Raw genomic sequence first — 13,852 nt, 5'->3', positions numbered from 1 at the left:
AACCTTCAGGCCGGCAGGAAGCCTTCGACCGACAGGTAGCGCTCGCCCGTGTCGTAGTTGAAGCCGAGCACCACGGCATCGTCGGCCAGCTCGGGCAGTTTCTGCGCGATGGCGGCCAGCGTGGCGCCCGAGGAGATGCCGACCAGCGTGCCCTCCTCGCGCGCCGATCGGCGTGCCATCTCGCGCGCCGGGTCGGCATCGACCTGGATCACGCCGTCGATCAGCCCCATGTCGAGAATCTTGGGCACGAAGCCCGCGCCGATGCCCTGGATCGGGTGCGGTGCCGGGCTGCCGCCCGACAGCACCGGCGACGCGACCGGCTCGACCGCATAGACCTTGAGCTTCGGCCACCTGGCCTTGAGCACCTTGGCCACGCCCGTGATGTGGCCGCCCGTGCCCACGCCGGTGATGATGGCGTCGAGGCCTTCGGGGAAATCGGCCGCGATCTCCTCGGCCGTGGTGCGCACGTGCACCGCCACGTTGGCCGGATTGTTGAACTGCTGCGGCATCCAGCTGTTCGGCGTGCTGGCCACCAGTTCCTCGGCGCGCGCGATGGCGGCCTTCATGCCGCCGGCGCGCGGCGTCAGGTCGAAGCTGGCGCCGTAGGCCAGCATCAGGCGGCGGCGCTCGACCGACATCGAGTCGGGCATCACCAGCACCAGCTTGTAGCCCTTGACCGCCGCGACCATCGCCAGGCCGATGCCGGTGTTGCCCGAGGTCGGTTCGATGATGGTGCCGCCGGGTTTCAGCGCGCCGGACTGCTCGGCGTCTTCGACCATCGCGAGCGCGATGCGGTCCTTGATCGAGCCGCCGGGGTTGGCGCGCTCGGACTTGATCCAGACCTGCTGCGTGCCCTTGGCGGTGTCCGCGAACAGCCGCTGGATCCGGATGTGGGGCGTGCGGCCGATGGTCGCGAGGATGGTGTCGGCTTTCATGGGTGCGGTCTCCTTCAGGGTCGGTCTTTGCGGACCGCCATTGTGGCGCCGGCCGATGGCTTCCATACGGCAAGCGGGGCTTTCCAGACTTCGGCCAGCAGCACGCCCCCGACCGTCAGCACGCCGCCGATCGCGTGGTAGCCCTCGAGCGTCTCGCCGAGCGTCGCGGCCGCGATCAGCGCGGTGAACAGCGGCATCAGGTTGAAGAACATGCTGGTGCGGCTGGGGCCGATCCGGCCCACCGCATGCATCCACAGCAGCGGCGCCGCCATCGAGGCGAACACGGCCGCGAACAGCACCAGCGGCAGGTTGGCGGCCGACAGCCCCATGCGCGGCGACAGCAGGTAGACCGGGAACAGCGCCACCGCGGCCACCACCACCTGCAGGTACATCAGCTGCAGTGGCGGCACCTCGCGCAGGTTCCAGCGCTTGAGCAGCACCACGTAGAGCGAATAGGCCAGCATGGCCAGCAGCATCAGGCCGTCGCCCGGTCCGATGCCCGAGGCGAGCAGGGTGTGCAGGCTGCCCTCGCTCACCACGGTCAGCACGCCGACGATCGACAGCAGCGAGCCGGCCACCGCGCCCGCGCTGAGCTGCTGGCGCAGCATCGGCACCGACAGCCCGAGCACCAGCAGCGGTGTGAGCGAGCCGATGATGCCCATGTGGGTGGCGCTGGTCATGTAGGCCGCGTAGTAGGCGAGGCTCTGGTAGATCACCATGCCCAGCAGCCCCAGCACCACGATGCGGCCCAGCGCGGGCCGGATCGCCTGCAGGTTGCGCAGCGTCGCGCGCAGCGCCAGCGGCGTGAGCAGCAGGGCGGCGAGCAGCCAGCGGAAGAAGCTGATCTCGGCGGGCGCGATCACCCCCGCGGCCATCTTGCTCACGACCGTGTTGACGGACCAGATCGCGACCGCGATCAGGGGAAATGCATAGCGCCACATGGGAGTTCCTTGAAGTGCGCCTATGATCGATTCGTCCGTCCTGTGGCATGTAGCTCATTCAGGACATTCGGTCCGTCGTTTCGGACCTTCTCCACCGCAGCACCCGCCATGGCTTCCAGACAGCTTCGCATCCAGGACGTCGAGGGCATGCCCGGCCCTTTCTATTTCCGCTACGACGAGTTCGATGGGGACAGCGTGGCCGAGGCGCACAGCCACAGCTGGGGCCATCTCAACTACGCGGCGCACGGCACGATGCAGATGGAGACCGAGGGCCTGCGCATGCTGTCGCCGCCGCAGTACGCGGTCTGGATTCCGCCCGACGTGGTGCACAGCTGCCATCTGCGCCATGCGATCGCCTACCGTTCGATCTATGTCGAACGCGCGCTCTGCGCCGCGCTGCCGCCGCAGGCCTGCACGGTGCGCGTGGGCCCGATCGTGCGCAGCATCCTGGCCGACTTCGCCGCGCGCGAACTGAACGTGCCGCGCACCGAGGCCGACCTGCGGCTGGCGCACGTGGTGGTCGACCAGCTGGCGCAGGCACCGCAGCAGCGCTGCTACCTGCCCGATGCGCAATCGCCCGCGCTGGTCGCGGTGCTCGATGCGCTGCAGGCCGCGCCGGGCGACCACCGCTCGCTGGCCGACTGGGCGCGGCAGGTCCACGTCACCGAGCGCACGCTGGCGCGGCATTGCCAGCGCGAGCTGGGCATGAGCCTGGGCGAATGGCGGCAGCGGCTGCGTTTCCTGCGCGCCGTCGATGTGCTCGAAGCCGGCCAGACGGTGCAGCAGATCGCCTTCGACCTGGGCTACGGTACCGCCTCGGCCTTCATCGCGATGTTCCAGCGCGAGGCCGGCACCACGCCCGAGCAGTACCGAAAAGAGTTCTGCGGGATGTGAGGCGATAATCCGTCCCGTGAAGCACGCCAGACCGCCGCTGGTGCAAGCCCGCAAGGGGCGACGCCGCAAGGCGCCGTGTCGAAAGACCGCACTGGAGGAACGTCCGGACTGCACAGGACAGCGCAGGAGCTAACGGCTCTCCACCGTGAGGTGAGGATCAGAGCAACAGAGACGAGTCGGTGAAGGGGCAACCCGGATCCGGGTGAAACGGGCAATCTCTGCGCGCAGCAACACCAAGTAGGCCAGTATCGAGGTGGTTCCGCTGAGCTGGCGGGTAGGTGGCATCGAGCCGTCTGGCGACAGACGGCCCAGAGTAATGGCGGTCACGCCGGCATTCCGCAAGGAGCGCCGGTGCACAGAATCCGGCTTATCGGCGCGCTTCACACTTATTTTTAGGTCCGCTGCCTGCGGGCCGTAACTGTCGCGCTGCGGAGGTTGCCGCGGTAGCACTCGCCGCGACGGCAGATGGTGCGGAGATTCATTCACCGGCAACCCTCGATTTTCGGCAAGCGCGGCACACCTTTTCCCTGCAGAGGGTCCCCTCCTACGCACGATCACCCGTTTGGCGGGCGGTCCCCGCGCCATGCGCCGACATACGGTGTTGAACAGGTACACGGGTATGCTCGACCGAATGTGCCATTCACCTGAACTTCTTTCGGCCAGGAAAGGGCATGCCTAGCCCGAGTTCGCCGCCGCCCAATGCTGGAAGGGTCATGAGAGAGAAAATAATCGATCAGAGACTCGCTGGAACGGTCGGCGATGCGGCGACTTCGGACGCCATCGCGGAGACGACCGTGGGTGCCCTGCGTTTGCTCTACGCCGAACTCGGTTCGCTGATCGGATCTCGGGCCGCGGGCGCGCTGTATGTGCGCAGTCTTCATCTGACCCGTCCGGGCTTCCCATGGCTTTCCCAGGCCGTGGAGGCGTCGGACGCATTGTTTTCGACCTTGTACAGCGACCTGTGCGCACGCGAGGCGAACGAGGCGCGCCAAGCGGGCGCAGGCCTTCTACGCACCTTCGCCGATCTGCTCGCCACGCTGATCGGCGAGCCATTAACACACCGCTTGTTGCGTTCAGCCTGGGGTCTGCCCGCTGACGATGAGCCTTCTGGGAGCAAGCGCGATGAATGAGAAAGTGGAGATCCGGCGACTGCCGACAGGCGTACCCGGGCTCGATGCAGTGCTTGGCGGGGGCCTCGCGGAGTTTTCCTTCAACCTGATTGCGGGAGCGCCGGGGTCGGGAAAGACCACCCTGGCACACCAGATCATGTTCTCGCTGGCCAGGCCCGACAGGCGGGCCCTGTTCTTCACCGTGCTGGGAGAACCTCCGTTGAAGATGCTGCGCTATCAGCAGCAGTACAGCTTCTTCGACGCCAGCAAGATCAACGATTCGATCCGCTTCATCAACCTTGCGGACGACGTGATGACCGGCGATTTCGATCGCGTGCTGGCGCGCGTCATCGAAGAGGTCGAGCGCTTCGATCCCGCACTGGTCATCGTCGATTCGTTTCGTTCCGTGGTCCAGGCGACGAAGGGCAGCGGCATCGGCAACATGGACCTGCAGCAGTTCATCCAGCGGCTGGCCATCCACCTGACCACCTGGCAGGCGACCACCTTCCTGATCGGCGAATACGTGGTGCCCGAAAGCGACTCGAATCCGATCTTCACGGTCGCCGACGGCATTCTCTGGCTGGCGCAAAGCATCGATCGCAATTCGATGGTGCGGAAGATCCAGGTCGCGAAGATGCGTGGGCATGCGACCATCCCCGGGCTGCACACGTTCCGCATCAGCGGGGACGGCCTCCATATCTTTCCGCGCACCATTCCGCGTGCGGCCGAGCAGCCGGAGTCCGACGCGCTCGGTGGCCCGCCCGTCATCTTGCCGCGACTGTCGATGGGCATCCCGCAGCTGGACGAGCTGATGTGCGGCGGTCTGCCTGCAGGCTATTCGCTGCTGGTCGCCGGACCTTCCGGCTCCGGCAAGTCCCAGCTGGCAGCCGCCTTCCTTGCCGCCGGAGCGCGGGCAGGCGAGAAGGGCGCCATCGCTGCCTTCGAGAAAAGCCCGAGCCGGTCGCGCGCTTTTCTGCTGGACCGGCTGATCGCCAACGGCGATGTGGGCGTGGTCGAAACGCGCGCGCTGGACCTTTCCATCGACGAGACCTTGTTCGAACTGACGGAGATGATCGAACGCACCGGTGCGTCGCGCGTGGTCATCGATTCGCTTTCCGGCTTCGAACTGGCCCTGGCGCCGACCTTCCGCGAAGACTTTCGCGAGTCGCTTCATCGGATGGTCGCCGTCTTGACGGGAATGGGCGCATCGGTCTTGATGATCTCCGAGCTGGAGGACCGCTACACCGACCTCCGTTTCAGTCCCTACGGCGCCGCGTTCCTGACGGACGCGATCATCGTGCAACGCTATGTCGAACTGCAGGGAAAGATCGAACGCGTGATGGCGGTCGTCAAGCTGCGCAACAGCGCCCACAGCCATGAACTTCGGCTGTTCGAAATCACCGATGCAGGCATCGCCATCGGCGAGCCCCGGCCGGAAATGGAAGGATTGCTGACCGGTCACCCGCGATTGGGATCGACAGCGCCCGGCTGGAGGGCCGACCCGCCATGAACAAGAGCGCGCCAGGCGACAAAGACCGTCAGGCGCGTCACCGCGAGGACGCTGTTGCAGGGCGCGAGCAGGTGCTTCGCACGCGCGAGGACGACCTGAGCGCCCGCGAGCAGGTGCAGTCGAGCGTGGAAGGACACGCCGCCGACGTGCTGGAGGCCAATGAGCATCTGGTCATGGCCACGCTGCAGGCGCAGGAACTCAAGGATGCGGCCCTGTTGTCCAAGCGCCATCAGGATGAGTTCCTGGCCATGTTGGCGCACGAACTGCGCAACCCCCTGGCGCCGATCCGCAGCGCCGTGGCGCTCCTGGACCGCCTCGACACCGTTCACCCGACGCTTTCGATCATCCGCAAGGTGGTCGGGCGGCAGGTGGAGCACATGGCGCGGCTGCTCGACGATCTGCTGGATGTCTCGCGCGTCACGAGCGGCAAGGTCACGTTGCAGCGGCGCCCGGCGCCGGTCAACGAGTTCGTCGATCAGGCGGTCGAAACGAGCCGGGGGATCATCGAAGCGCAGCGCCACCAGCTCACGCTGGACATGCCGGTGGCGCCGTTGTTCGTCAGCGGCGATCCCACAAGGCTGGCGCAGATCATCGGCAATCTGCTGCACAACGCGGCCAAGTACACGCCGGAAGGCGGCACCATTTCCGTGAGCGCGCGCGCGGTCGACGACGAGGTCGTCATCCGGGTCACCGACAACGGCGGCGGAATTTCCGCCGACACACTGCCCGCCATCTTCGATCTGTTCCGCCAGGAAGATCGCTCTCTGAGTCGAAGCCAAGGTGGATTGGGGATCGGCCTCACCATCGTGCGCAGCATGGCCGAGCTTCATGGGGGCAAGGTCGAAGCGCACAGCGCCGGGCTGGGTCAAGGCAGCGAATTCGTCGTGACGCTTCCTCGCATCGAGCCGCCGGTCAGTGTCCAGGTGGATCCGCCCCCGGCCGTGACAACCGCGGCGCTCCGCATCCTGCTGGTCGATGACAACGCGGACGCCGCGCTTCTTCTGGCGATGTTGTTGCGCATGTCGGGCCATGAAGTCGAAGTCGCCATGGACGGTCCGTCGGCGCTGGAATTGTTCGAACGGCAGCGACCGCAGGTGCTGTTGTGCGACATCGGCCTGCCGGGGATGAGTGGTTACCAGGTGGCGTCGACCATCCGCGACTGGCACGTCGAACCGGCGCCCGTGATGATTGCCCTGACCGGGTACGACGCCCCGTCGGATCGCGCCCACGCCCTGGCGGCCGGATTTACCCATCACGTCGCAAAGCCCGTGGATTTCGACCAGCTGATGCGGTTGATCGATACCAGCCAGGCCGTGGGACACGCCTGAATCGGCCTCGGCCGTGATGCGGCGTGCGGCCGGTGAGCAAGGCCGCGGCCTCCCTCCACCCGCCTCCCGCCAGACGTCGCTCCACGTCAGAGCGGCGCACGCTGCCGCTTCGACCCTAGAACTTCTCGTGCGGCAACAGATAGCGCCAGTTGCCCGGCGCCATTCCCGCCAGCGACACCCGGCCCACGCGCTGCCGCTTCATCGCCACGATGCGCAAATCGACGCTGTCGCACATCTGCGCGATCTGCCCGGGCCACGCGCCCTTCATCGCAAAGCGCAAGCCGGTCACGCCCTCGTTCTGCCGGTTGATGCTGACCTTGGCCGGCAGCATGGCGCGGCCGTCGATCACGGGCGACTGGTTGAGGCGGTGCAGCGCCTGCGGGCCGACCTCGCCCTGGACGTCGACCATCACCTCGTACTCCATCAGCGCGGCGTCCTCGACCAGCTTGCGCTCGATGCGCGGGTCCTGCGTGAAGACGATCAGTCCGCCCGCGCCGGTTTCCAGCGGCGTGAAGCAATGCTGGTTGGCGAAGTGGCGCTGCAGCGTCGGGCGCTGCGACACATCGTGCTCGCAGCGTTGTGCGGGCACCAGCAGGCGCGCGATCGGCGCGTCGAAGGCCATGCCCGGCAGCTTGTTCAGCAGCAAGGTCACGACCTGCACCGGCTCGGGTTGGGCGTTCTTGTCGATCTCGACCGTCTGCTCCGGTGTGACGCGGGCCTGCGGCACTTCGATGCGTTGCCCGTCGACGCGCACCGAGCCGTTCTCGATCAGCAACTCGGCCTCGCGGCGCGAACAGCCCAGTTGCGCCGCGACGCGCTTGGCCAGGCGGATGCCTTCGTCGCCTTCTTCGTTCTTGCCGTGTCTTGCGGGTGCGCGGTTCATGCCAGGCCCCTTTCGCGGATGCGTTCGACATGGGCGGCCAGCGAGCGCGCGGCCACGGGCCACATGCGTTGCGGCACGTCGCCGTAGGCGACCGGCAGCCATTCCTCGGGGGTGCCTTGGGGCTGCGCGCGCATGGCGGCCAGGATGCGGGCCTCGCGCCGCAGCCGGTGCATCTTGAGATAGGCGATGGCGTCGCGCGCCGAGCCCAACACGTAGCCGTGTGCGGGCAGGATGAAGTCGACGCCACCGGTCGCGCAGGCCTCGTCCAAGGTGTCCAGCGCGTCGAGGTACGCCGTCATGTGGCCGTCCGGCGGGTCGACCACCGTGGTGCTGCCGTTGAGGATGTGGTCGCCCGAGAACAGCAGGCCGTCTTCCTCCAGCACCAGGCACAGATGGTTGGCCGCGTGGCCGGGCGTGTGGATCACGCGCAGCGTGTGGGTGGTCTCGCGGGATGCACCCTGCAGCACCAGGTGCTCGCCGTCTGCCAGGGCGCGGTCGGGCGTGAATTGCGCATTGGCACGCGCGGTGGGCGCCGAGGCCAGTCCCAGGATCGGCGGCTTCGTCGACGTGCACAGCGCCTGCAATGGCGCGGCGGCCGGCGAATGGTCGGCGTGCGAATGCGTGCAGACGATCATGCGGATGTCGCCGCCCGTGGCCGCATGCAGCCGCGCGATGTGCCCCTCGTCGCGAGGGCCCGGGTCGATCACGATGTAGCCGGTGGCCGCGTCGCCCACGATGTAGCTGTTGGTGCCGGGGCCGGTCATGGCGCTGGGGTTGGGCGCGGTCAGGCGCTGCAGGTTGTGCAGCAGCCGCACGGGCGTCTCGCTTTGCCAGTCGAGCGCATGCACGATCTGGCCGTCGGGGCACACCAGCGCGAGTTCGCCGTACGGCGTGTCGCTTTCCATATAACGCGCTTCCTGGCCCTTGAGCAGGCCGGCGCGCGGGCAACTGGTGAACAGCGGTTGTTCCAGCGCGCAGGCCGCGAGCACCGCATCGACCGAGGCGTAGGCCGTGAAGCGTTCGAGCGTGCGCACGGTCGGGAACATCAGCAGGAAGCCGCCCGCCTTGTGGCGCTCCAGCGCATCGGCCGGCCGCACCCACACGGGCTCGAACTGCTCGGTCTCGTCGGCCGTGGGCGTCTGGCCCTCGGGCATGCGGGCCACGAGAAAGGGCACGTCGAAACGCTTGGGCAGGTCGCGATCGGTGATCCAGTGGGCGAAGGTGAAGACCTGGTCGGTCGCGAGCCGCAGGCCCTGGGCGGCGCATTGGGCGGCGAAGGGTTGCGTGCCGTCGGCCGTGCTGCGGTCCATGGCGGCCACTTCGGCGGCCTCGACCGGGCGGCCGTCGGCATGGCGCGCCAGCAGCACGCCCAGTTCCTCGAAGCATTCCCGCAGGGCCGCGATCGATTGGGTCAGCTGCAGATCGCTCTGCGTGACGCGGCGTTCGGCCACGCCGTGGGCCTTCGCGTCGCCGGCATCGATGCGGCCGCCGGGAAAGACATAGGCACCGGCGCCGAAGCTGGCGCGGTCGGAGCGGCGCGTCATCAGCACCTCGATGCCGGCCGGCGTGTCGCGCAGCAGCAGCAGGGTGGCGGCGTCGCGCACGGGGGCGGCTTCGCGTGGGGGATGTAGGAGTTGTGTGGGGCGGACCATGCCTCGATTATCCGCAGCACGGGGCACGCTCCGCCGGGCGCGGGGTCGACGCGCCCTATCGGCGCATCACAGGGTCTTGGCCAGCGTCAGCACCAGCCGCGGCCGGTTGGGCGACCAGCCGGCGTCGGGACCGCTCGTGAGCGCATAGGCGCGCTCGTGGCTCGCGCCCTGCACCGCGCCGCCCAGCGACACGCCGCTGCCCAGGTCGAGGCTCGCGCCCACGCTGTAGTCGACGAAGCTGCGGTAGCCCAGCCGCCGGATGTCGCTGGCCATGCGGGTGTGACCCAGCGCGGCCTTGAGCGTGACGCCCGCGCCGATCTCCTTGCTGTAGGCCAGGCTGAGGTAGCCGGTGTTGCGGCCCGACAGGCCCGAGCCCGCGGCGCTGCCCGCGTAGTTGAAGTAGTCCTTCGAGACCGTGTGCGCGTACTTGAGCGTGAAGCTGCCCAGCGTCGCGTCGGCGTGGCTCGCGCCGGCATACAGCTCGGTCGTGTTGCCTGCGCTGTTGCCAGGGTAGAGGTAGGTCAGCGCACCGAGGTCGACATCGAACACGCCGGCCTTGAATTTGTAGCCGCCGTAGAGGTCGCTTTCGATGCTGTTGCCCGCCAGCCATCCGACGCTGGCGTTCCAGTTGCCGACATACCAGCCGCTGTCGCCGAAGGCATGGTCGAAGCCGCCCTGCAGCGAGGGCTTGAGCGCGCGTGTCTTGGCGCTGCCGTCGTGGCCCAGCACGTCCTGGTCCTGGCCGCGGAACTTGTAGTCGCTGCTGAGCGCGATGTTGGCTGTGGTCTGTGCGCTCGCGAAGGTGGGGAGCACGCACAGTGCAAGAAGGGCCAGGGTCTGAGGGGAGCGGAAATACATGACAGGAATGAGCGATGAATGAGGAAGCGCGAGCGTAGGAGGGGCCGTGTAAAACCCGCGTAAAAAGGCCGGGCCCGGGCGTAAAAAGGCGCGTGGACATCCCGTGCAGGGTGCTTGCCTGGCGTGGCAAGATGCACACGTCTCCATCGCTCAACGGCTCCCGCATGCTCATCAATTGCGTTGTCTACGAAGACGGCACCAAGCTCGCCGACATTCCCGTGAGCCGCATCGGCGAATACATCGCGCTGCCGCGCTGTTTCGTCTGGGTCGCGCTGCACGACGCCTCGCAGGAAGAACTGCTGGAACTGCAGCAGGCCTTCGATCTGCATCCGCTGGCCGTCGAGGACGCGCAGAACGGCCATCAACGCCCCAAGGTCGAGGAGTACGGCGATTCGCTGTTCGTGGTGCTGCACCTGCTCGATGCGGACGCCGACGCGCCGCGCACCGCCATGGAGGTCGGCGAGCTCGACGTGTTCGTCGGCCACAACTACGTGGTGTCGGTGCGCAACCGCAGCAGCCATGGTTTCGTCGAGGTGCGCGAGCGCTGCCAGCGTGAACCGGAGCTGCTCAAGAACGGCCCGGGCTTCGTGCTCTATGCGCTGATGGACGCGGTGGTCGACCGCTACTTCCCGGCCATCGACGCCTTCGACGTCGAACTCGAGAGCATCGAGGAGCGCATCTTCACCCAAGGTGGCGCGCGCGAGAACATCCAGGGCCTCTACGGCCTCAAGCAGCGTCTCACGGTGCTCAAGCACGCGGTCGCGCCGCTGCTCGAAGGCGCCAACCGGCTGCATGGCGGCCGGGTGCCGCAGCTCTGCGTGGGCACGCAGGAGTATTTCCGCGACGTGCTCGACCATCTGAACCGCATCAACGCCTCGATCGACGCGATGCGCGACACCATCGGCATCGCGATCCAGGCCAACCTGTCGATGGTCACCATCGCCGACGGCGAGGTCACCAAGCGGCTTGCCGCGTGGGCCGCGATCTTCGCGGTGTGCACGGCCTTCGTCGGCATCTGGGGCATGAACTTCGAGCAGATGCCCGAACTGAAATGGCGCTACGGCTATGCGATGGCGCTGGGCCTGATCGTCAGCATCTGCGGCTACCTCTACTACCGCTTTCGCCGGGCCGGGTGGGTGTGAGGGCGGGCCCTCCGGCGGCGCACCTGATGCGCACCGCCGGAGGGCGTTTGCGGGCTAGTCGAGCAGGTTGATCTGCAGGTAGCCGGCGGTGGTGGAGGGCGCCGCGCCGCCGATGAGCACCAGGAGCTTCGTGTTGTAGATGGCGAAGTAGCCGGCGTGCGGTGCGGAGTTGGCGACGAATCGCAGGCCGGCAGGTCCGGTGAGACCCAAGCCGACGTAGGTGTTCGTGGACGAGGACGAGGACCCGTCGGCGGCGATCACCTCGCGCGTATTGCCCGTGGCCGTGAGCTTGACCTTGCCCCACGAGCCGCCGGTCGAGGCCCCGTAGCCGGTGGCGGTGGCCCACACCGGGGTGTCCTGCACGCCGATCCGCATCAGGTAGCGCCCGGCCGTGGCGATCGAGGCACCGCCCGAGAGGTAGACGTTCTGGTTGCCGATGCGCGCGACCACGAAGCGGCTGGTGTCGTTGGCATTCGCCACGTTGACCATGCGCCAGACGCCGCTCACGTCCGTCGGCTCGACGTTGTAGGTCAGCATCACGCCCGACGGGCAGTCGGCGATGCTGAAGACCTGCATGCTGTTGCAGAGCTTGAACACTGTGCCGCCTGCGGACAGCGAAGTCTGCGTGATCGCCGAGCCGTTGCCGGCCGCTTCACGGCTGATGCCGAACAGGTTGTAGGTGCCGTCGAGTTCCGCTGCCGTCGTGATCAGCTTGCGCGCCGCGATGAAGGGCTTGACCGCGTAGGTGGGGGTCGTCGCCAGGGGCTCGACAAAGGGGAAGGCGCCGACCACCGCATCGGTCGTGACGCGGAAGCGCGACACGTTGACCGTCGACGGGGCCCGGTCGCTCTTGAAGAAGAAGCTGCCGGGTTCGGACGCATCGGTGCCGAAGGTGTCGGACACCGGGTGGCTGCCGTCCTGATCGGTGAAGGTGTAGCGGTTCAGGTTGAAGTCCAGGCTCAGCTGGTACTGCAGCCCGTTGCTTGCGTAGACGCGATAGGTGCCGTTGCGCGCGTCGCCGGCTGCGACGGCGAGCACCGTGGCCTTGGTGCGTGCCGGGCTGGCCGTGGTGGTCGCCGACACCGTGTAAGTGCCCGCGTTCGCGGATGCATTGACGATCTGTGCGCTCCACTTCGTGGCCGTCACGCTCGGGTTGCGCAGGGTGATGGCAGCCGCGCCCGCGCCTGCTGCCACGCCGTTCCAGTCGGTGGCTTCGCTGGGTGTGATCTCGACCGTGTCGCCCGGCTGGGCGATGAACTGGCCGCTTGCATCGGCGATGGCCGCGCTGCCGTTGATCTTGACCGTCATGGTGAGCGCCGGCGGCGGCGTCACGGGCGGGTTCGCACCGCCACCGTCTCCTCCACCACCACCTCCACACCCCGTCAAACCTGCCAACGCAGCCACGCAGGCCAATGAAAACAGAATCCTCATGCTCTTCCTTGTGTTGTTATCGACGGCGCCGCGAGATGCCGCGCCGCCCGGGAAGATACATGTTGTTTCAGGTGCGGGCAATGCGGATCGACACCTCGCTCAATACCTTGGTGACACCTCGACGCCGCAACGCTGGAGGCGCATGAGTTTTTGTCACCCGCTGCGCAAACTTTTCTGGTTTGCCGCATGGCCGCGCGCTGCCTAGACTGCGGACCGACTCCACAAGGCATCGCATGACTTCGCACCCACCCTCTTCACGACCGCGCGTGGGCTTCATCGGCCTGGGCCTCCTGGGCTCGGCCATGGCGCACCGGCTGCTCGCACAGGGCTGGGCACTCACGGTCTGGAACCTCGAGAGCGATCGCGTGGCGCCGCTGGTCGCAGCCGGGGCGGTCGCCGCACCGAATCCGGCGGGTGTGGCCGCGGCCAGCGACATCGTGCTGCTGTGCGTGCTCGACGGGCCGGCCGTGCAGGCCTGCGTGTTCGGCAACGGCAACGGCAGCGCCGACGGCGGCATCGCATCGGCGGGGCCCGCGGCGGGCAAGCTGCTGCTCGACCACTCCACCATCACGCCCGATGCCACGCGCGCCATGGCCGCGCGGCTGGCCGCCGAGACCGGCATGGGCTGGGTCGATGCACCGGTGTCCGGCGGCCCGATGCAGGCGCGCGACGGCACGCTCACGCTGATGACCGGCGGCAGCGAGGCCGACATCGCGCGCGCCCGGCCAGTGTTCGCCGACCTCGCTGCCAACTGCACGCGCATGGGGCCGGTGGGCGCGGGCCAGGCCGCCAAGACGATCAACCAGGCCATCGTCGGCACCGGCTATGTGCTGATGGCCGAGGCGCTGGTGCTGGCCGAGGCGGCCGGCATCGCGGCCGCCGACCTGCCGCGCTGCCTCGCGGGCGGGCTGGCCGACAGCGGACTCCTGCAGAAGATCTACCCGCAGATGCAGGCGCGTGATTTCGCCCAGCCGCGCGGCTATGCGCGGCAACTGCTCAAGGACATGCGGGCGGTGCAGGCGCTGTCGTCACAGTTGCAACTCGATCTGCCGCTGGTCGCCGCCGCCACGGCGCGCTATGCAGCGTACGTGGGCCGCGGCAACGAGACGGCCGACTCGGCCTCCGTCGTGCGCCTCTACGACGAGGAGGGTGGTCGGAACACCAGGTAG

At 67.8% G+C, this 13,852-nt stretch carries 12 protein-coding genes and 1 other RNA gene; 7 read left to right on the top strand and 6 right to left on the bottom strand.

Going from position 1 to position 13,852, the window contains the following annotated elements; translation table 11 throughout:
- Positions 1-5: 5 nt before the first annotated feature.
- Both cysK and ACSFBC_RS08840 read right to left on the bottom strand, forming a co-directional pair.
- Positions 6-935 carry a cysteine synthase A gene (gene cysK, locus ACSFBC_RS08845; protein ID WP_435509926.1) on the bottom strand — a complete coding sequence of 310 codons (930 nt, stop codon included), beginning with the start codon at positions 933-935 and terminating at the stop codon, positions 6-8.
- Between the two features lie 14 nt (positions 936-949).
- Positions 950-1,876 carry a DMT family transporter gene (locus tag ACSFBC_RS08840; protein WP_435509925.1) on the bottom strand — a complete coding sequence of 309 codons (927 nt, stop codon included), beginning with the start codon at positions 1,874-1,876 and terminating at the stop codon, positions 950-952.
- A gap of 108 nt (positions 1,877-1,984) precedes the next feature.
- Here ACSFBC_RS08840 and ACSFBC_RS08835 point away from each other — a divergent pair, with 108 nt between their 5' ends.
- From ACSFBC_RS08835 to ACSFBC_RS08815, 5 genes are all read left to right on the top strand, one after another.
- Positions 1,985-2,770: an AraC family transcriptional regulator gene (locus ACSFBC_RS08835; RefSeq protein WP_435509924.1), complete on the top strand. Its 786-nt coding sequence runs from the start codon at positions 1,985-1,987 to the stop codon at positions 2,768-2,770.
- A gap of 18 nt (positions 2,771-2,788) precedes the next feature.
- An RNA gene (gene rnpB, locus ACSFBC_RS08830) (RNase P RNA component class A) lies at positions 2,789-3,156 on the top strand.
- A gap of 327 nt (positions 3,157-3,483) precedes the next feature.
- Entirely contained in the window at positions 3,484-3,900 is a 417-nt protein-coding gene (locus ACSFBC_RS08825) for a hypothetical protein (protein WP_435509923.1), read from the top strand.
- Positions 3,893-5,389 carry an RAD55 family ATPase gene (locus ACSFBC_RS08820; protein ID WP_435509922.1) on the top strand — a complete coding sequence of 499 codons (1,497 nt, stop codon included), beginning with the start codon at positions 3,893-3,895 and terminating at the stop codon, positions 5,387-5,389. The genes ACSFBC_RS08825 and ACSFBC_RS08820 overlap by 8 nt, the downstream gene beginning before the upstream one ends.
- Positions 5,386-6,717, top strand: coding sequence for a hybrid sensor histidine kinase/response regulator (locus tag ACSFBC_RS08815; RefSeq protein WP_435509921.1), 1,332 nt, complete (start codon positions 5,386-5,388; stop codon positions 6,715-6,717). Before ACSFBC_RS08820 ends, ACSFBC_RS08815 begins: the two co-directional genes overlap by 4 nt.
- Before the next feature lie 115 nt (positions 6,718-6,832).
- Here ACSFBC_RS08815 and ACSFBC_RS08810 read toward each other — a convergent pair whose 3' ends face one another.
- The 3 genes from ACSFBC_RS08810 to ACSFBC_RS08800 all read right to left on the bottom strand — a co-directional run bounded on the left by ACSFBC_RS08810 (position 6,833) and on the right by ACSFBC_RS08800 (position 10,110).
- On the bottom strand, positions 6,833-7,600 hold the full coding sequence (locus tag ACSFBC_RS08810; protein ID WP_435509920.1) for an RNA pseudouridine synthase: 768 nt from the start codon (positions 7,598-7,600) through the stop codon (positions 6,833-6,835).
- The gene (locus tag ACSFBC_RS08805) at positions 7,597-9,252 is read right to left on the bottom strand and encodes an MBL fold metallo-hydrolase (RefSeq protein WP_435509919.1); all 1,656 of its coding nucleotides are present in this window, start codon (positions 9,250-9,252) and stop codon (positions 7,597-7,599) included. Before ACSFBC_RS08805 ends, ACSFBC_RS08810 begins: the two co-directional genes overlap by 4 nt.
- Before the next feature lie 66 nt (positions 9,253-9,318).
- Positions 9,319-10,110, bottom strand: a complete 792-nt coding sequence (locus ACSFBC_RS08800; protein WP_435509918.1) for a TorF family putative porin — start codon at positions 10,108-10,110, stop codon at positions 9,319-9,321.
- A 164-nt stretch (positions 10,111-10,274) separates the two neighbouring features.
- Here ACSFBC_RS08800 and ACSFBC_RS08795 point away from each other — a divergent pair, with 164 nt between their 5' ends.
- Positions 10,275-11,252, top strand: a complete 978-nt coding sequence (locus ACSFBC_RS08795; protein WP_435510055.1) for a magnesium and cobalt transport protein CorA — start codon at positions 10,275-10,277, stop codon at positions 11,250-11,252.
- A gap of 54 nt (positions 11,253-11,306) precedes the next feature.
- Here the strand turns inward: ACSFBC_RS08795 and ACSFBC_RS08790 are convergent, their stop codons facing one another.
- Complete coding sequence (locus ACSFBC_RS08790; RefSeq protein WP_435509917.1) at positions 11,307-12,584, bottom strand: hypothetical protein; 1,278 nt, start codon at positions 12,582-12,584, stop codon at positions 11,307-11,309.
- 332 nt (positions 12,585-12,916) lie between these two features.
- Between ACSFBC_RS08790 and ACSFBC_RS08785 the strand changes: the two genes are divergently transcribed.
- Positions 12,917-13,852, top strand: a complete 936-nt coding sequence (locus ACSFBC_RS08785; protein WP_435509916.1) for an NAD(P)-dependent oxidoreductase — start codon at positions 12,917-12,919, stop codon at positions 13,850-13,852.

Source organism: Variovorax frigidus (assembly GCF_051216515.1).
In the GTDB taxonomy this organism is placed as follows: Bacteria; Pseudomonadota; Gammaproteobacteria; order Burkholderiales; family Burkholderiaceae_C; genus Variovorax.
This window is presented reverse-complemented; position numbering and strand designations above follow the sequence as displayed.